A 17,715-nucleotide genomic window follows, 5' to 3' on the forward strand; every position below is an offset into this window, starting at 1 on the left:
AGCGCCTATGCAGGTCGTCCTGCTCCCCCATCGACGAGACACCCACATGCCGGCGACCTATGATCCTCTGCTGCGACGGATCCATTGGGCAACGGCGCTGCTGTTCATTGCAGCCATGCTGATCGGACTCTATTGCGGCCTGCAGCCGGCCGGGACATCGCCGCGGCGCGAGTTGCTGGAAATCCACAAGTCGCTCGGCGTCACGCTGTTTCTGCTCGCCATTCTCCGTCTGATCGTGCGGGCTCGCACGACGGCCCCGGCAGCTCCGGCCGCCTTCGGCCCGATCGTCCGCGCGCTGTCGCAGCTCAATCATTGGACGCTCTATGCGCTGCTTCTGGTCATGCCCGTCACCGGCTACATGTTCTCGTCGGCCGGCGGCTACTCGCTGCGCTACTTCTGGACGTTCAGCTGGCCGCGCCTGTTCGCCGGCGACAAGACGATCGCGCAGGCCGGCGAGATCACGCACGACGCGCTGGCCTATGTGGTCTATCTCGTCGTCGGCCTGCACATCGCCGCCACGCTCTGGCATGAGTTCGTCAAGAAGGACGAGACATTGGCCCGGATGTGGCCGCGACGGTGAGCGCGTAGCCCGGATGAGCGCAGCGACATCCGGGTTCATCGCAGGCAGCGTTGGAGACCCCGGATATCGCTCCGCTCATCCGGGCTACGAGGTCAATGCGCTGCGCCTTCGTAGGGTGGGCAAAGCAGTCGCCGTCAGGCGGCAGCGTGCCCACCGTCGTGCGGCAGAGCAAGCGATCAGATGGTGGGCACGGCGCCTTCACGATCTCGCTCGTAGAATGAGCACGGCTGCGCCTTTGCCCACCCTACCACAGCACCAACTACATCGGCTTCGCCGCCGCAACCAGATCGCCGGCGCGCTGGTCCTGCTTCAGCAGCGCGGCGAGTTCGGTCTCGTCGAGCGTCTCCTTGACCAGCAGGCGGCGGGCGGCGCGCTCCAGCACGTCGCGCTTGTCCTGCAGCAGCTTGCGGGTCCGCTCCAACGCTGATGTCACGATCGCACGCACCTCGGCGTCGATCGCATCCCCTGCGGCCTCGCCATACTCGGCGCTGCGTGAGACGCCCGGCGCAAGAAACGACTGGTTGTCGCGCTCATAGGCGACCGAGCCCAACTGCTCCGACATGCCGTAGCGGGTCACCATCGAGCGCGCGATGTCGGTGACGCGGCGCAGATCGTCGGCGGCGCCCGTCGACAGATGGCCGTAGACCACGAGCTCCGCGGCGCGGCCGCCGAGCAGCACCGCCATCTTGTTCTCCAGCTCCTCGCGCGTCATCAGGAAGCGATCTTCGGTCGGACGCTGGATGGTATAGCCGAGCGCGCCGACGCCGCGCGGAATGATCGAGACCTTGTGCACGGGATCGGTGCCCGGCAGACTCATCGCAACGATCGCATGCCCCATCTCGTGATAGGCGACGATCTCGCGCTCCTTCGGGTTGAGCAGCCGGTTGCGCTTCTCCAGGCCGGCGACGATGCGCTCGATGGCGTTGTTGAAGTCGTCGAGCCTGACCTCGTCGCCGCCGCGCCGCGTTGCCAGCAAGGTCGCCTCGTTGACGAGGTTGGCGAGATCGGCGCCGGTGAAGCCGGGCGTCAGCGCGGCCACCTTCTCCGGATCAACGTCGACAGCGAGCTTGGCCTTCTTCAGATGCACCTGCAGGATCTGGATGCGGCCCGGCTTGTCCGGACGATCGACCAGCACCTGGCGGTCGAAGCGGCCGGCGCGCAGCAGCGCCGGATCGAGAATCTCGGGCCGGTTGGTCGCCGCCAGCAGCACCAGACCCGTCGAGGAATCGAAGCCGTCGAGCTCGACCAGCAGCTGGTTGAGCGTCTGCTCCTTCTCGTCATGGCCGCCGGCGAACGGGCCCATGCCGCGGGCGCGGCCGAGCGCATCGAGCTCGTCGATGAAGATGATGGCGGGCGCCTTGGCGCGGGCCTGCTCGAACAGGTCGCGCACGCGCGCCGCACCGACGCCGACGAACATTTCGACGAACTCCGAGCCGGAGATCGAGAAGAACGGCACGCCGGCCTCGCCGGCCACCGCCTTGGCGAGCAGCGTCTTGCCGGTGCCGGGCGGGCCGACCAGCAGCACGCCCTTCGGCATGCGGCCGCCGAGACGGCCATAGGATTTCGGATCCTTCAGGAACGAGACGATCTCGCGCAGCTCGTCCTTGGCCTCGTCGACGCCGGCGACGTCGTCGAAGCGGACGCCGGTGTTGGATTCGACGTAGACCTTGGCCTTGCTCTTGCCGATCTGCATCAGGCCGCCGCCGAGCCCGCCGGCGCCGCCCATCATCCGGCGCGACAGCCAGTACCAGACGCCGAAGAACAGTGCGATCGGCATCACCAGCGAGAGAATGTCGCCGAGGATGTTGCTCTCGACGCGGCCGGTGAACGTCACGTTGGCCTTGCTGAGCTCCTTGGCGAACTCCTGGTCGACGCGCGTCGTCGCGAAGCGCGACTGGCCGCTGGGCAGCGGCTCCTTCAGCGTGCCTTCCAGATAGTTCTCGGAGACGCCGACCTCCTTCACCTTGCCGGCGGACAGGAGATCCTGGAATTGACTGTAGGGAATGACGGCGACCTGGCGATAGCTCGTCCACGCATTGTGGATCATCATCGCGACGAAGATCGCGACGATCGCGTACCAGAAATTGAAGCGGGTCTGCTTGGTCATGGGTCTCTCAATCGGGTGATCAGTCGAAAACGAGCGGCCGCAAACGGCGGATCAAGCGCCATCGCGTCAGGTGCGGCCCTGCCCTTCGGCCTTGGGGACGAATACGGAGACGGCGCGCGGCAGCACGCCGAAGCGCGCCGGCGTGAAGGTGACGAGCTCTCCATCGGCATTGATCGGACGCGGACGCCGCGTGCGGATCTCGAAGGATGTGTCGCGCGTGGCCCGCACCTCCTGCCACAGGCCGTGGCGGCCCTTGCGGAAGTCATAGGCCATCGCCAGCAGCTTCCAGACGCGGCCGATCTCCAGCGAATAGAGATCCAGATGGGAATCGTCTATCTCCGCGCTGTCCTGGACGGCCATGCCGCCACCGTAATAGCGGCCGTTGCCGACCGCGATCTGCAAGGTCTTGACGCGCGCCGCGCCGTCGGACGACACGATCATGGCCCGGAACGGCCGCGCATTGGTCAGCACCTTGAGCGCCGTGATCGCGTAGCCGAGCCGGCCGAACCGGCGCTTGGTCTCCTTGGTCAACTGACGCGCGAGCTCGGCGCTCAAGCCGAGGCTTGCGACATTGAAGAATGGATGACCATTGACCTCGCCGAGATCGATCTGGCGGCGGTGGCCGGCGGCGATCACGTCGACCGCGGCCTCCATGTCATCAGGCAGGCCGAGCGTGCGGGCAAGGTCATTGGCGGTGCCGGCTGGAATAATGCCGAGCGGCAGGCCGGTCCTGACCAGTGCGGGCGCAGCCGCGTTCAGGCTGCCGTCCCCCCCGGCGACGACGACCGCCTCCGCATCGTCGGCATGGGCTTCGATCCACGGCGCCACCTCGCGCGGACTATGCGGCGCCGAGATCACGAGATCATAGCCGGCCGCACTCAGCCGCGACACGGCAATGCCCGCAGCCTCGCCGCCGGAGCGGCTGCCGCGGTTGATGATCATCAAGAGACGGCGCGTTGCGACGGCCGAGCGCGACGGCGGCGCCTTCGCGATCGATATCTGGTCACCCCCCGTGGTCACGATTGTCTCCCGTATACGAGATGCCCGTGCGCATCAGCGCACCGGTTCCATACAAAGCGACGAGCAGGCGCTCCGGTTCCATCACGATCAGGGCCGCCATCCGAGGGACTCCGGGAGGTATGAGCGGGGGAGTGATTGTTGGGCTGGTGATGTCTGGGGCGAGAGCCGCAAGGGCTGATAGCAACAAGCGACGCGTGTGGCCGCATCTGGTCAAACTCCTCAGGAGCGCTCCGAAGCGCGCAATACCGCCAGCGGGATCACTGCCAGCGGCATCGGTCATGAAAGAGAGTCCGACATCATAGTCGCATGGACTATCAGAGGGGCCCGGATCTCCGGCCCTCTGGAATTAGTTTGCAGCCGCACGCCCGCAAGACGGCTGCCGCGGCAGCAGACACTCTGTCGCACCTTCACGTTCATCTTGCTGAACGTGGACGCAAGGCGCTGGCTCTTGAAAACCGATCGGGACACACATACGTCCGTTCTCTACTCTTGGTCCGGGCCCCTCTGGTGAAGCTGCCGGTGCGCTCACGATGTCGGACCTGACATCAATTTCACCGGCTAGATAAGAGGACCCGTCGTGGAATTCCTGCTCATCGCGTTTGCCGGCAAGCCCGTCTGGATGTGGCTCGCCTTCCTTGCAATCGTGCTCGCCCTCCTCGTCTTCGATCTCGGCGTCCTCCATCGCAAGACGCGCGAGATCTCGGTGCGCGAGAGCCTCGTCATGAGCGCCAGCTACATCATGCTCGCCCTGGCCTTCGGCGGCTGGGTATGGTGGCAGCTCGGCGGCGAGGCCGGCACCGCCTATCTCACCGCGTTCACGATCGAGAAGGCGCTGGCGATGGACAACGTCTTCGTCATCGCCATGATCTTCAGCTACTTCTCGATCCCGCGCGCCTATCAGCACCGCGTGCTGTTCTGGGGCATCGTCGGCGTCATCGTGCTGCGCGCGATCATGATCGGCCTTGGCGCCGTGATCGTCGCTCAGGCGAGTTGGGTGCTCTATCTGTTCGCGCTGTTCCTGGTCGCGACCGGCATCAAGATGCTGGTGTTCAAGGACAAGCCGCACGACATCGGCTCCAATCCGGCACTGGCCTGGGTGCGCCGTCGCTTCGACGTCACCGACCGCCTGCACGAGGAGCGTTTCTTCGTTCGCCAGCCGGATGCAAGCGGCAGGCCGACCTGGTTCATGACGCCGCTGTTCCTGGCGCTGATCCTGATCGAGTTCGCCGACGTCGTCTTCGCCGTCGACTCCGTGCCCGCGATCTTCGCGATCTCGACCGACCCGTTCGTGGTCTACACCTCGAACATCTTCGCGATCCTCGGCCTGCGCGCGCTCTATTTCGCGCTTGCCGCGATGGTCGATTGCTTCCAGTATTTGAAGCTGGCGCTGGCGGCAGTGCTGATCTTCATCGGCTCGAAGATCTTCCTTGCCGACCTGCTCGGGCTCGAGAAGTTTCCGCCCGCCCTCTCGCTCGGCATCACCTTCGGTCTGCTCGGCGCGGGTATCGCCTATTCGCTGTGGAAGACGCGGCCTGCCGTCGAGCAGATGAAGTGACGCAGGCCAGAGGACATGAGGTTGCCGCGTGGTGATGAATGATGTCGCATCCAACGATGAGGACTCGTCGGCGCCGCGCCGTCACAACGGGCCGATCAGCCGCCGGCTGCTCGCGATCGCCCGCACGGTGCGGTCCGAGGAGCCGTCCATCGGCGAATTGTTCGACCGGCTGGAGTCGGAAGGTCTCGGCCTGACGTTGCTGCTGCTGACCTTGCCGGCGTTGATCCCATTGCCCGGCCCGTTCGGCATGGTGTTCGGCACCTTGGTGGCTCTCGTCGCACTGCAGATCCTGCTCGGCGCCGAGCGGCTATGGCTGCCCGAGCCGCTGCGCCGCCGGCCGGTGCCGCAGCGGCTGCTGCGCAAGGTGATCCGTGCCGGACTCGATTGGGCGGGCTTTGCCGAGCGCGGCCTGCGTGAGGACCGGCTGGTCTGGCTGACCGGCCGGCCGGCGCGGATGCTGCTCGCGCTGCCCCTGCTGCTGATGGCCGTCACCATCATCCTTCCGATCCCCATGGGCAACGTGATGCCGGCGTTGGCGCTGATCGCCGCCTCGATCGGCTTCATGGCCGGCGACGGGCTCGCAGTCCTGCTGTCGATCCTGATTGCGATGGCCGCGGTCGTGTGGACGGCGGTTCTGCTCTATACGGGTGCCGCGGCCGCCGATTATGCCGCAACTCTCCTGGCACGCTTCGCGGTGCATCTGCGGGCCATGCTGGAGAGCGTCGGTGTCGATCTCGGCTTTGCCGCCGGCGTGACGACCGTGTTTGCGGTCGCAACGGGCATCGCCGCGCTTGCCTTCTGGGTGCAGGCGGTGCGCCACCGGCGCAGCCGGCGCATACCCATCGATCCGACGCAGGATCCGCGCGAATGCTCCCGCGCGCTGGCGCGACGCGGCCGCGGTCTCGTGGCCGCCGCGAGCATTGCGACCACCGCAGCCGCCGTCTTCATCGCCACGCGTTTCATGCTGACCGGCTCGATCTGAGTTCCCGCTGTGGCAGCGCGGCCGCGCCACGGTGCATTGCGCGGCTACGAGGGACATATCTTCGTGAGCGCCCGCCGGCCGCAAGCGCGAGCACTTGTCATTGAAGTAGCAACAAAAAATGCGACCGATAAGCGCAGGCGCGTCGAGCATCGTCAGCCGCCTGCGAGAAATGCCACTGTCCCTTTGTGCCGGCTGCAGCTATACGAGAGATGACTGTCACTAAACGGTTACAGAATCGACACATGCCCGATTCGAACGCAACGGCGTCGATCCACGGCAGTGGCCATGCGGTCGGCCTGCGGGATAGTGGTGACTCGGCGAGCAGCGATCCCGGTGGCGCCGCCGATAGCTTGACTGCACAGCACCTTGCCGATCACGCGGTCACACGGGGGAATGCCGTGGCGCCGGGCGTGGAGGTCGTGACGCCGTCCTTGCCGGATCCCGCGGCCGGCGCCGGCCATGAGATCGAGCTGAAGCTCCTCGTCGCGCCCGATCAACTCGCCGGCTTCAACAACGCACCGGTCGTTACCGCGCATGCGCGCAACAAGGGTTCGCGCAAGCATCTGACATCGGTCTACTACGACACGCCGAAGCGCATGCTGTGGAAGAACGGCTTCACCTTGCGGGTGCGCCAGAGCGGCTCGCGCTTCGTGCAGACCGTGAAAGAGCAGCACAGCGACGACCCGCTCAAGCGCGGAGAGTGGGAGGCCAGCGTCAGCTCGCTGGCGCCCGATCCGGTGCTGGCGGCCGCGCTGCTGCCGGAGGAGCTTCGCTCCGCGCTGGCCGATGCAACGCTCGAGGCGGTGTTCACGGCCGACGTGCATCGTCACGCGCGCATGCTCGACGTGCCCGGCGCGACCATCGAGATCGCGTTCGACAGCGGTGTCATCAAGGCCGGCGAGCACCGTGAGATCGTGAGCGAGATCGAGCTGGAGCTCAAAAGCGGCAACCCCGCCGCCATCTACGAGATCGCGCAGCGCATCGCCGATCACGGACCGATCAGACCTTCGATCCGCAGCAAATCCGCGCGCGGTTTCGACCTCGCAGCCGGAGCAGCGCCGGGGGCCGAAAAGCCGCGCAAGCTGCGCCTCGATCCGGCGGTGTCTCTCGACGAGAGCTTCGCCGTCGTCCTGCGCGGCAGCCTGCGTCATCTGCTGCAGGCAATGCCTGCAGCAGACGACGGACGCGATACGGAAGGCGTGCATCAGTTGCGGGTAGCGCTGCGCCGCCTGCGCGCCGCGTTGCACCTGATGCGGCCGCTCGGGACCTCGGCGACGCTCGACGGTCTCGAGGCGGATGCGCGCTGGCTGGCACAGAGCCTCTCGGCGGCGCGCGACCTCGACGTGTTCCTGAACGATACGCTGCCCGAGATCGCCGAGGCGTGCCCCACGGTTGCAGGCTTCGACTCGCTCCGGTCGCTCGCCGAGCGGCGGCGCGAACTCGCCTATCGCACGCTGCGCATCGCGCTTGCCGAGCGCCGCTGCGCCGCTTTCGTGCTCAGCCTCGGCGAATGGATCGAGACCCGCGGCTGGCGCAACGACGTCTCCCCCGACGATCTCCGACGCCTCGCCGCGCCCGCGATCGATTTCGCCGGGCCCGTCCTGTCGGAGCGCCACCAGAAGGTGCTCAAGCGCGGCCGCCGCTTCAAGAAGCTGCCGGCCGAGCGGCGCCACCGGCTGCGTCTCGCACTGAAGAAGCTGCGCTACAGCATCGACTTCCTGCTGCCGCTCTACGGCGCGAGCAAATCGGCGAAGAAATATGCCAGGACGCTCGCCGGTTTCCAGGAACAGCTTGGCCACTACAACGACATGGCGGTCACCGCCGGCGTGATCGAGACCCTTGGCACCACCTCCACCGACGCGGCGATCGCGGCCGCCGCGATCACCGGCTGGCAGACGCATGCCATGGCCGGCGTGGAGCAGCCGTTGCGCGAGGCGTGGCGCGCCTTCACCAAGGCGCCGACGCCGTGGCAGGCCGAGGAGGCGTGACGATCGGACGCGATGACGTCGGTTCATGGAGCGCATTGATCCGGTTCAAGGTGTCTGGTCGAGATGTGTGGGAGCGTGATCTCATGAAGATATCCAGCGTGACGTGTCCGCATTGCCGTGCCGCCTACGAGATCGCGGAATCGACATCCGCCGTTGGCGCTGCCGGGCGGTTCGACTGCGGCGTCTGCGGCACGCCGTTGGCAGCGTGGGACGAGCCGAAGCTGCGGGCCTTCCGCCTGGAGGTGCCGCCCGAGCGCAAATACCCCCGCGTGCCCGCCCCCGCCCCGCTCGCCTGAATCCCGTTCCGTAATCCGGAACGCCCGGCATCGTCCGTCGAGGTGACCGCGCATCCGCGCATGGCGCCATGGCCGGCCGCAACTTGCCTCGCTTTTTTGACCGGGTCATAGTCGGTCGTTGCGCGGTGCTGTCGGCTGGCCTGGCCGCATCACTGCAGCGTTCCGATTCACTTCAGCGAGTCATCCGGTCCTCATGCCCATCCTCAACAGCATCGCCGCGCTCTCCGACGAAATGGCCGCCTGGCGCCACGATTTCCACGAACATCCCGAGCTGCTGTACGAAGTCCATCGCACCGCCGGCATCGTCGCCGACCGCTTGCGCGAATTCGGCTGCGACGAGGTCGTGACCGGCATCGGCCGCACCGGCGTGGTCGGCGTGATCCGCGGCCGCAAGTCCGGCTCCGGCAGGACCATCGGCCTGCGCGCCGACATGGATGCGTTGCCGATCGAGGAAACCTCCGGCGTTCCCTATGCCTCGAAGACGCCGGGCCTGATGCATGCCTGCGGCCATGACGGCCACACCGCGATGCTGCTGGGCGCTGCGAAATATCTCGCCGAGACCCGCAATTTCGACGGCACCGCTGTCGTCATCTTCCAGCCGGCCGAGGAAGGCGGCGCCGGCGGCAAGGCAATGGTCGACGACGGCCTGATGACGCGCTGGGGCATCCAGGAGGTCTATGGCATGCACAACATGCCGGGCGTCCCCGAAGGCCATTTCGAAATCTCGCCGGGCGCGATGCTGGCTTCGGCCGATGCGATCCACATCAAGGTCACCGGCAAGGGCGGCCATGGCGGCGCCGGCCCGCACCGGGCCGTCGACAGCATCCTGATCGCCTCGCAGATCGTCAACGCACTGCAGTCGATCGTGGCCCGCAACGTCGATCCGTTGAAGTCCGCGGTGATCTCGATCTGCTCGATCCATGGCGGCACCACCTTCAACGTGATCCCCGAGACCGTCGAGATGCTCGGCACCGTCCGCACGCTCGATCCGGAGATCCGCGACCTCGTCGAGAAGCGCATCGTCGAGGTCACCGAGGCCACCGCCCGTGCCTATGGCGGCTCGGCCGAGGCGATCTACGAGCGCAAATATCCGGTGACGATGAACCACCCGGCCCAGGCCGCCTTCGCCGCCGACGTCGCCCGCGACGTCGCCGGTGACGAGCGCGTCAACGACCGCGCCATTCCCCTGATGGGCGGCGAGGACTTCGCCTTCATGCTGGAGGCCCGCCCCGGCGCGTTCGTGTTCCTCGGCATGGGCCCCGGCAACGAGTGCCACCACCCGGCCTATCGCTTCAACGACAATATCCTCAGCGCCGGCGCATCGTACTGGGTGAAGCTGGTCGAGAAGAGCATGCCGGCGAACTGATGAGCTGATGAAAACGTAGGGTGGGCAAAGCGGCAGCGTGCCCACCGTAGCGCGTCATTCTTCGCAACGAGATGGTGGGCACGGTGCCATCACGATCTCACGCGGCGCGGTCGCGCCTTCGCCCACCCCACATTCTGGATTGTTCGCTTCGCTCGCAATGACGGGCGTGGCGGGCACCGGAATTCCTCCAAGCTCCGCCATCGCGAGCGCCAGCGAAGCGATCCAGGGGCGCAGCGCACGAACCGGAATGGCTACTTCGTTCGGAGCCGGAACGTTTCGTTCCGCATCGAAACGTCGAGCGCTGCCGGGCCGCTATGAGAAGGCGTCCTTCTCCGCCGCGAGTCCCCCATGCAGCGCCGCTCCGACCTCAGCCGCGAAATCGCCCTCCTGGTTCTGCTCTCGACCTTGTGGGGCGCCTCCTACACCTTCATCAAGATCGGCGTCGAGACCATCCCGCCGCTGACCCTGATCGCGGCACGCACGCTGATCGCGGGCTTGCTGCTGGCCGCGATCATCCGCAGCCGCGGCCTCGCTTGGCCGCGTGACCGGACGATATGGCGTCGCTTCATGATCCAGGCCGGCCTCAACAGCGTCGTGCCGTTCACGCTGATCGCCTGGGCCGAGCGCACCGTCGAGGCGGGCCTTGCGACGATCCTCAACGCCACCTCGCCGATCTTCACCTTCCTGCTGACCGCGCTGGTGACGCACCACGAGCCCGTCACCCTGCGCAAGCTGGTCGGCGTCGCCGCCGGACTCGCCGGCACCTGCCTCATCGTCGGCACCGAGGCGCTGGGCGGGCTTGGCCGCGAGTTGTGGGCGCAGATTGCGATCGTCGCCGCCACCATCTGCTATGCTGGCGCCGCGATCATGGGAAAGAGCTTCAAGGGGCTCAACCCTATGCTGCCGGCGGCGGGATCGCTGCTGTCTGGCGCCTTGGTCCTGATCCCGCTTGCGCTGGTCGTCGACCATCCGTGGACGCTGGCACCGTCGCTGCGCTCGGTGCTGGCGCTGGCCGCGCTCGCGACCGTCTCGACCGCGGCCGCGATGGTGATCTATTTCCGCCTGGTGCAGACGCTCGGCTCGATCGGCGCCACCGCGCAATCCTATCTGCGCGTGCCGATCGGCGTTGCAATTGCCGTTGCCGGCCTCGGCGAGCGCCTCGCGCCGAGCGCCTGGATCGGGCTCGCCTGCGTCGTCCTTGGTGTGATCGCGATGACGCTGCCCTCGCGCAAGGGGGGGATGGATGGCAGAGAGACGGTCCGCTGACCGCATATCCCGGCAGGGCTCAAAACAAGCGCAACTCACGCCGTCATTGCGAGCGCAGCGAAGCAATCCAGGGCGGCGAGCAAACAAGTCTGGATTGCTTCGTCGCCTTCGGCTCCTCGCAATGACGAGAAAATTGATGCAGCGCCCTTACCCGATCGCGATCGCTACCTTTCCGACATGCGCGCCACTCGCCATGTAATGGAACGCCTCGCGCGCCTCGCCGAACGCAAACACGCGATCGACCACCGGCTTCACCTGATGCAGCGTCAGCGCGTTCGCCAGCGCCTGGAGATCGTCGACCGAGCCGACCGTGACGCCCTGCAGCCGCTGCTGCTGCATCACCATCAGCGGCAGCCGCAGCTCAGAGGCCGGCGCGCCGGCGAGCACGCCGATGAAGGCGATGGTGCCGCCGATCCGGGTGGCGCGGATCGATTCATTCAGCGTACCGACGCCGCCGACCTCGACCACGAGATCGACGCCCTGCCCGGTGATCTCGCGCGCCTTCTTGCCCCAGTCCGGCACCTGCTTGTAGTTCAGCGTGACATCGGCGCCGAGCGCCTTCAGCCGCGCGATCTTGGCCTCGCTCGACGACGTCGCGATCACCCGCGCGCCCGCGATTTTCGCGATCAGCAGCGCAAAGATCGAGACGCCGCCGGTGCCTTGCGTCAGCACGGTGTGGCCCGGCCTGATGCCGCCGAGCTTGATCACGGCACTCCAGGCGGTGACGCCGGCGCAGGGCAAGGTCGCGGCCTCGACATCGCTGAGATGCGCGGGCGTCCTGATCAGCGCCTGCACCGGAAAGACACGATACTCGGTCAACGTGCCGTCGACGCCGCCGCCGAGCGCCCCACGCATCTTCGCTTCGCTCGGCTCGCCGCCCGTCCAGCTCTCGAAGAAGCTGCCGACGACACGATCGCCGGCTGCGAACGCCGACACGCCATCGCCGACCGCCTCGACCACGCCTGCGCCGTCGGACAGCGGCACCAGCGGAAATTTCTGCCGTGAGCCGTAGCCGCCCCTCACGGTCAGGAGATCGCGGTAGTTGATGCTCGCCGCCGTCAGCCGCACCAGCACCTCGCCCCTGCCGGGCTGCGGCACGGGCTTGTCGACCAGCGCCAGCGCATCGATTCCGCCGGGCCCCTGCAGCTCGTAGCATTGCATCCGATGTCTCCCGCCCATGCGGCGCTGTCGCTTCGTTCTTCTGCCGGGAATGGTGAAGCGTTTCGTGCCGGCGATCAAGCCGACCGTCGTTCCATGCGACGGACAAACAACGCAAACACGCGCATGCTCCGCGCTGGAGTCCGGAGATCACCGCGACCGCGCGTGCCGACCGCCGACACGCCGTCACATCGCCGCTTCGAACCTGATCCGACAGACCAGACCCTCGTCGCGAAAATCCTGCTCGATGCTGCCGCCGATCGCTGCGAGGCTCGCTCGGATCATGCGCGCGCCAAATCCCTCGCTCCCAGGCGGCTCGATCGCGTGCGGACAGAGCTCGCGCCAGGCCACGGTGCCGCGGCCGCCTTCCTGCGCGATCTGGACCTCGAGCCGTCCGCCCTGACCGCGCAGCGCGCCGTATTTGACGGCGTTGGTCGCGAGTTCGTGGAACACCAGCGCGAGATTGCGCACCGCTTCCGGCCCCAACGGCATGTCCGGCCCGTCCACCGTCACGGCGCCGGAGGCGCGATACGGCTGCAGCTCGACGTCGAGCAGCATGCGCAAGGTCATCAGGCGGTGGTCCGACCAGGCGAGACTGTTGGCGCGCGCGACTGCGTCGAGCCGCAGCGCGATCGCCTCCCCTTTGGCGCGATCCTCGCCTGACAGGCTTGATCTGACGATCGCCTGAAACAACGCGAGCTGATTGTTCACGCGATGCCTCAGCTCGCCGAGCAGCAATTCGCGCGCATGCTCGCTGCGCTTCAGCTCCACGAGCGCGCCGCGACAGAGATGCCCGAGCCAGATGATCAGCGCCGCGGTGCTCAGGAATCCAACGAGGTTGATCGCCTCGGCATGATCAGGACGATCGGTGAAGCCGACGAGCACCACGGTGGCGGACAGCCAGGCGGCAAAAATGGCCGCGGGAATGCCGCCGAGCAGCGCTGCGAACACCACCGCCGGGTAGAACGTCGCGTAGGGCAGCGTCGCGCCGGCATAATCCAGCCCGATCCGGCCCGCGGTCGAAATCGCGACGGCGAGCATGGTGAGCAGAAACGTGGTCGCCGACCACCGTCTGCTCCGAACGATCCAATCTGAGAAACTCCGACCCGCGCGCACGATTGACCCCGAAGGCAAGGTCTATCGCCGGACGCCGGCTGGAACAAGCTGAAGGAACTGCCACCGGGGCGCAAATATTTTAGGAACCTTTGCCGCGCCGTTGCGTTTGGCTACCCCTGTTGCGCCAGACGGAACGCATCATGCCGCGCGGTGGGAGAAGCCACCGCTCCGCCGCCAAGGGCACGCACTCCGCGTCGCGTCTGCGCCGGCACGAATGCCGGACGTTGCACGATGAGTTCGTCGCAGGCTCGCCGACGAACTGAAAAGACAACGGTATCGGAACGCTGCACGCGAAAGAGCTTGTATCCGGCGCTTCTCGCTGCGCTAACCCTAGCGGCTTGCCGCTGAGCGCCGCAGCGTCGATCATCGCGGCCATGACGACGAAATCGCGCGAGAGACTCTACGGTGCCGGCATCCGCATCGCGCAGGAGCAGGCCGCGCGTGCGCGTAAGGAAGCGGATCGTCTGGCCTGCGACGCTTGGAATAAGCGCATGCTCGGCTACAAGGGGCCGGCGCAGCCGTCACCGCTGCTCGGCGATGCGCTCAACGCCGGCTATTACTATCTGGAAGTGCACTGCCTCGGCTGCGACACCAATCAGACCGTCGCGCTCGACATCATCAGGCGCGCCAAGACGACGCCAATCCATGAGCTCGAGCGCTACATGCGCTGCCAGGATTGCTCGCGGCTTCGCGGTCATCCCTACAAGCGCAGCGCGCTGGTGGCGTTGCGCGAGACCAAGATCTCGGCCGCGCATCCGGCCTCGACATGGTGGCCCGGTGAGCGATAGGCGGTCGAATACCCAGCGTCGCGTCCCCTCGGATTCGTGCAGAGGTACTCCGATCAGGCACTGACTGCGCCCGCTCGAAAAATACGTGGATACTCGGAACAATCATGACGATCCGTTGTTTCGAAAACTTGCCGGCGCGGCAGGGAAGCGGAACATGTCAGAGTTGATGACTCAGCCGGACAAGCTGCGGGCCGACGCGGCGGAATGCGCCCTCATTCGTGATCTCGCCACCGACCGCGACAAGCGCGAGCTGTTCGCGCGTCTGGCCGAGCATCTGAGCATGCTCGCCGCCGAGGTCGAGCGCGCGGCCCGCGCGCAGGATGGGCGCACAGAGAAAGCGAGCCTTCGCTGAACCGCGAAGCTCTCTGGACGAACTGCGCGGATTCACGCTCCCCTGCCGTCGCTGCGCTTGCCACACAATCGCGCAACTCCACTTCGCTATAGATCGGGATGATCCGCGATCGATTCGCGCAGCGAGCGATCACGCCCCTCTCAGCGTCAGGTGCCGATCTTGCGACGTTTCCTCCCCTGCCTCGTTCTGCCGCTTCTCCTCGCTTTCCCCGCCGCAGCGGCTGAGCTCGCTGGCCGCGTCAGCATCGTGGACGGCGACACACTGGACATTCACGGCGAGCGGATTCGCCTGTGGGGCATCGACGCGCCCGAAAGCGCACAGCTCTGCCGCGGCCGCGACCGCAGGCCGTATCGCTGCGGCGCGCTGGCCGCCAACACGCTGGACGCCTTCACGCGCGGCAAGGTTCTGCGCTGCATGCCGGTCGACGGCGATCGCTACGGCCGCATCGTCGCGCGTTGCGCCGCCGGCGCGACGGATCTCGGCCAGTTCATGGTGTCGCGCGGGCTTGCGGTCGAGGAGCCGCAATATTCGCGCGGCGTTTACACCGCCGATCAGCGCGCCGCCCGCCGCGCCGGCCGCGGCATCTGGTCCGACCGCTTCATTGAGCCGCCGCTCTATCGCGGCTGCATGCATGCCGGCGGGACGACGTCGGTGTGCTCGGACGGAGGGATCGGCTGGCGGTGAGCGCGGCCGCGTGACGGCGTCGCCTTGTCCACCACACCCGCCACAACACCTCAATTGCCACGCGTCGCCCTCTGGCTGTACGGTCGCGCACCGCAAAGACCAGGCTGGATGAGGACGATGACAGAGACAAAGACGCGCGTGGCGATCCTGTTCGGCGGGCGCTCGGCGGAGCACGACGTCTCGCGGGCCTCGGCGGCCAACATCTTCCGCTCGCTCGATGCCGGCCGCTACGCCGTCACGCTGATCGGCATCACCACCGACGGGCGCTGGGTGCTCGCCGACGCTGCGAATGACGGTACAGGCGCGGCGCTGACCGTACCGACCGACGGCCCGCAGATCGTGCTGCTGCCGGCCGGCCAGGGCCGCGCGCTGGTCATCGGCGACGGCGCCCCGCGCGAGCTTGCCTTCGACGTCGTGTTTCCGGTGCTGCACGGTCCGAACGGCGAGGACGGCACCGTGCAGGGCGCGCTGGAGCTCGCCGATGTCGCCTATGTCGGCGGCCGCGTGATGGGATCGGCGGCGGCGATGGACAAGGACGTCGCCAAGCGCCTGCTCCGCGATGCCGGCCTGCCGATCGTGCCGTTCGTCACCATGACGGAAGCGTCTCCGGTGACCTATGAGGCGGCGGTCGACGCCGTCGGGTCGTCCGAGCTGTTCGTCAAGCCGGCCAATCTCGGCTCCTCCGTCGGCATCTCCAAGGCGCGCAGTGCCGAGGAGTTCGCCGCCGCCTGCCGCCTGGCGCTGCGCTTCGACCGCAAGATCCTGATCGAGCGCTGCATCAGCCCGGTGCGCGAGATCGAATGCGCGGTGCTGGAGCATCCCGACGGCAAGGTCGCCGCGTCCGAGCTCGGCGAGATCGTGCCGGCCGACAGCCACGGCTTCTATTCCTACGAGGCCAAATACACCGACGCATCGGGTGCCTCGCTGCACGTCCCGGCACAGGTCGAGCCGGGTCTCGCCGCGCGCATCCGCAAAATGGCGACCGAGGTGTTCGGCGTGCTCTGCTGCGAGAGTCTCGCGCGCGTCGATTTCTTCGTCCGCGGCGAGGAGGTCTACGTCAACGAGGTGAACACCCTGCCGGGCTTCACCAACATCAGCATGTACCCGAAGATGTGGGAGGCCACCGGCCTGCCCCAGCCGGCGCTGATGGACAGTCTGATCGCGCATGCGCTGGCGCGTCATGCGCGGCTCAGGGAGTTGGCGTCGCAGCGCTGACGACGATCGCCGGCCGCTCCTCGGGCCCGACGGCGCCGCAAGTCAGCGCGGCGCGACCTTGACGCCGTCGGCCACCCGGTCGCTAGGATAGATGATCACGACATCGCCGCTGGCGACGCCGTCGGCCACGGCGGCGAACCGGCCTGAGCGCCGGATGAGCCGGACGGTGCGCAATTCGGCGCGCCCATCCTTCAGCGCGAACACCGACCAGTCGTCACCGCGCTTGAACAGCGCGCCGGTCGGAACGATGGTCGCATCCTCCTGCGTGAAGACGACGATCTGCGCATCGAGCTGATAGGCATCGCCGAGCCGCTGCCATTGCTCGGCCGGCGAGACGATGTCGATCAGCACGTTGACCCTCTGCTCCTCGATTCCGAGCGTCGATATCTTGGTGAACGCCGCCGGCTCGACCCGGCGAACCCGCCCAGAGAGTCGGCCGGCGCCGCCCCAGCGATCGATCGTGACATCAGCGCCGGGACGGATCTCGACCGCATCGGTGCTGAGCACGTCGACGACCACTTCGAGATCGTGGGGATCGCCGAGGTCGAGCAATGCCGCACCCGGCTGCACCGTCGTTTCGCTTTCCTGGGTCACCTTCAGCACCAGCCCGCCGACCGGCGCGGTCACGCTCCAACTATCCGCCGGCGCATCGGCATCGGTCTTGCTCCCGTAGCGCACCAGCATCGCTCTGAGCTGGCTCAGCTCGTGCTCGGCGGCATGGTCGACATATTCGGCTGCGCGCAGGTCACGCTCGGCGATCCGCATCGCGAGCTCGGCACGCTCCCGCGCCTGCGCGGTCGCCGCTCCGCTGGCGGCCAGGGCCGTGGTACGCGCCAGATCGGCGCTTGCCTGCGCGCTCTGCGCCTGCGCTCGGGCCACGACCGCCTTGGCCCGCTCGACGTTGGCCTCTGCCGCGCCGAGCAGCTCCTCGGTCTCGCGGCGGGCGCGCGGATCGAGCAGCGGCGCTGGCCCCGGCGTGATGGTGGCAACCACATCGTCCGCCTTGACCTGGTCGCCGGCCTTGAAGCGGATGCGCCCCAGCCTGCCGGCGAGCGGCGCGGCCACGACGTAGCGCTGGCGCACCCGCGTCTTGCCGTCGTCATCGACGGTGGCAACGAACCGCCCCTTGGTCACCACGGCCGTCTCCACCGGAACTGCGCCCGGCATCGCCATCCAGGCGATGACGGCGGCGGCCGCCAGGAACGCTGACACGATGCCGAGGCGGCGCAACACGGGACGCAT

The 17,715-nt window shown here is 67.3% G+C and carries 16 protein-coding genes; 11 read left to right on the forward strand and 5 right to left on the reverse strand.

Annotated elements, in window-relative coordinates:
• Positions 1-46: 46 nt before the first annotated feature.
• Positions 47-580, forward strand: a complete 534-nt coding sequence (locus QX121_RS07880; RefSeq protein ID WP_315737388.1) for a cytochrome b — start codon at positions 47-49, stop codon at positions 578-580.
• Between the two features lie 259 nt (positions 581-839).
• Here the strand turns inward: QX121_RS07880 and ftsH are convergent, their stop codons facing one another.
• Positions 840-2,687: an ATP-dependent zinc metalloprotease FtsH gene (gene ftsH, locus QX121_RS07885; protein ID WP_315811591.1), complete on the reverse strand. Its 1,848-nt coding sequence runs from the start codon at positions 2,685-2,687 to the stop codon at positions 840-842.
• Between the two features lie 66 nt (positions 2,688-2,753).
• Positions 2,754-3,707, reverse strand: coding sequence for a lipid kinase (locus QX121_RS07890; protein WP_315776764.1), 954 nt, complete (start codon positions 3,705-3,707; stop codon positions 2,754-2,756).
• 577 nt (positions 3,708-4,284) lie between these two features.
• Between QX121_RS07890 and QX121_RS07895 the strand changes: the two genes are divergently transcribed.
• From QX121_RS07895 to QX121_RS07920, 6 genes are all read left to right on the forward strand, one after another.
• Positions 4,285-5,262 (forward strand): TerC family protein, encoded by a 978-nt coding sequence (locus tag QX121_RS07895; protein WP_315811592.1) that lies wholly within the window; start codon positions 4,285-4,287, stop codon positions 5,260-5,262.
• 28 nt (positions 5,263-5,290) lie between these two features.
• Entirely contained in the window at positions 5,291-6,244 is a 954-nt protein-coding gene (locus tag QX121_RS07900; protein WP_315811593.1) for an exopolysaccharide biosynthesis protein, read from the forward strand.
• Positions 6,245-6,486: 242 nt separating this feature from the next.
• Positions 6,487-8,232, forward strand: a complete 1,746-nt coding sequence (locus QX121_RS07905) for a CHAD domain-containing protein (protein ID WP_315811594.1) — start codon at positions 6,487-6,489, stop codon at positions 8,230-8,232.
• Positions 8,229-8,528, forward strand: coding sequence for an MJ0042-type zinc finger domain-containing protein (locus tag QX121_RS07910; RefSeq protein ID WP_315776769.1), 300 nt, complete (start codon positions 8,229-8,231; stop codon positions 8,526-8,528). Before QX121_RS07905 ends, QX121_RS07910 begins: the two co-directional genes overlap by 4 nt.
• A gap of 193 nt (positions 8,529-8,721) precedes the next feature.
• Positions 8,722-9,894 (forward strand): M20 aminoacylase family protein, encoded by a 1,173-nt coding sequence (locus QX121_RS07915; protein ID WP_315737381.1) that lies wholly within the window; start codon positions 8,722-8,724, stop codon positions 9,892-9,894.
• Between the two features lie 348 nt (positions 9,895-10,242).
• The gene (locus QX121_RS07920) at positions 10,243-11,160 is read left to right on the forward strand and encodes a DMT family transporter (protein WP_315811595.1); all 918 of its coding nucleotides are present in this window, start codon (positions 10,243-10,245) and stop codon (positions 11,158-11,160) included.
• A gap of 147 nt (positions 11,161-11,307) precedes the next feature.
• Here the strand turns inward: QX121_RS07920 and QX121_RS07925 are convergent, their stop codons facing one another.
• Both QX121_RS07925 and QX121_RS07930 read right to left on the reverse strand, forming a co-directional pair.
• Positions 11,308-12,321 carry an NAD(P)-dependent alcohol dehydrogenase gene (locus tag QX121_RS07925; protein ID WP_315737379.1) on the reverse strand — a complete coding sequence of 338 codons (1,014 nt, stop codon included), beginning with the start codon at positions 12,319-12,321 and terminating at the stop codon, positions 11,308-11,310.
• Positions 12,322-12,504: 183 nt separating this feature from the next.
• Positions 12,505-13,359 carry an HWE histidine kinase domain-containing protein gene (locus tag QX121_RS07930; RefSeq protein WP_315737378.1) on the reverse strand — a complete coding sequence of 285 codons (855 nt, stop codon included), beginning with the start codon at positions 13,357-13,359 and terminating at the stop codon, positions 12,505-12,507.
• A 449-nt stretch (positions 13,360-13,808) separates the two neighbouring features.
• Here QX121_RS07930 and QX121_RS07935 point away from each other — a divergent pair, with 449 nt between their 5' ends.
• The 4 genes from QX121_RS07935 (at position 13,809) to QX121_RS07950 (ending at position 16,473) form a co-directional block, all read left to right on the forward strand.
• On the forward strand, positions 13,809-14,222 hold the full coding sequence (locus QX121_RS07935; RefSeq protein WP_315737377.1) for a hypothetical protein: 414 nt from the start codon (positions 13,809-13,811) through the stop codon (positions 14,220-14,222).
• Positions 14,223-14,388: 166 nt separating this feature from the next.
• Positions 14,389-14,574: a hypothetical protein gene (locus tag QX121_RS07940; protein ID WP_315737722.1), complete on the forward strand. Its 186-nt coding sequence runs from the start codon at positions 14,389-14,391 to the stop codon at positions 14,572-14,574.
• A 159-nt stretch (positions 14,575-14,733) separates the two neighbouring features.
• On the forward strand, positions 14,734-15,258 hold the full coding sequence (locus tag QX121_RS07945) for a thermonuclease family protein (RefSeq protein ID WP_409999322.1): 525 nt from the start codon (positions 14,734-14,736) through the stop codon (positions 15,256-15,258).
• Between the two features lie 117 nt (positions 15,259-15,375).
• On the forward strand, positions 15,376-16,473 hold the full coding sequence (locus tag QX121_RS07950) for a D-alanine--D-alanine ligase family protein (RefSeq protein ID WP_315798260.1): 1,098 nt from the start codon (positions 15,376-15,378) through the stop codon (positions 16,471-16,473).
• A gap of 42 nt (positions 16,474-16,515) precedes the next feature.
• Here QX121_RS07950 and QX121_RS07955 read toward each other — a convergent pair whose 3' ends face one another.
• On the reverse strand, positions 16,516-17,715 hold the full coding sequence (locus QX121_RS07955) for an efflux RND transporter periplasmic adaptor subunit (RefSeq protein ID WP_409999323.1): 1,200 nt from the start codon (positions 17,713-17,715) through the stop codon (positions 16,516-16,518).

It is taken from the genome of Bradyrhizobium sp. SZCCHNR2028, from assembly GCF_032380995.1.
GTDB lineage: Bacteria > Pseudomonadota > Alphaproteobacteria > Rhizobiales > Xanthobacteraceae > Bradyrhizobium.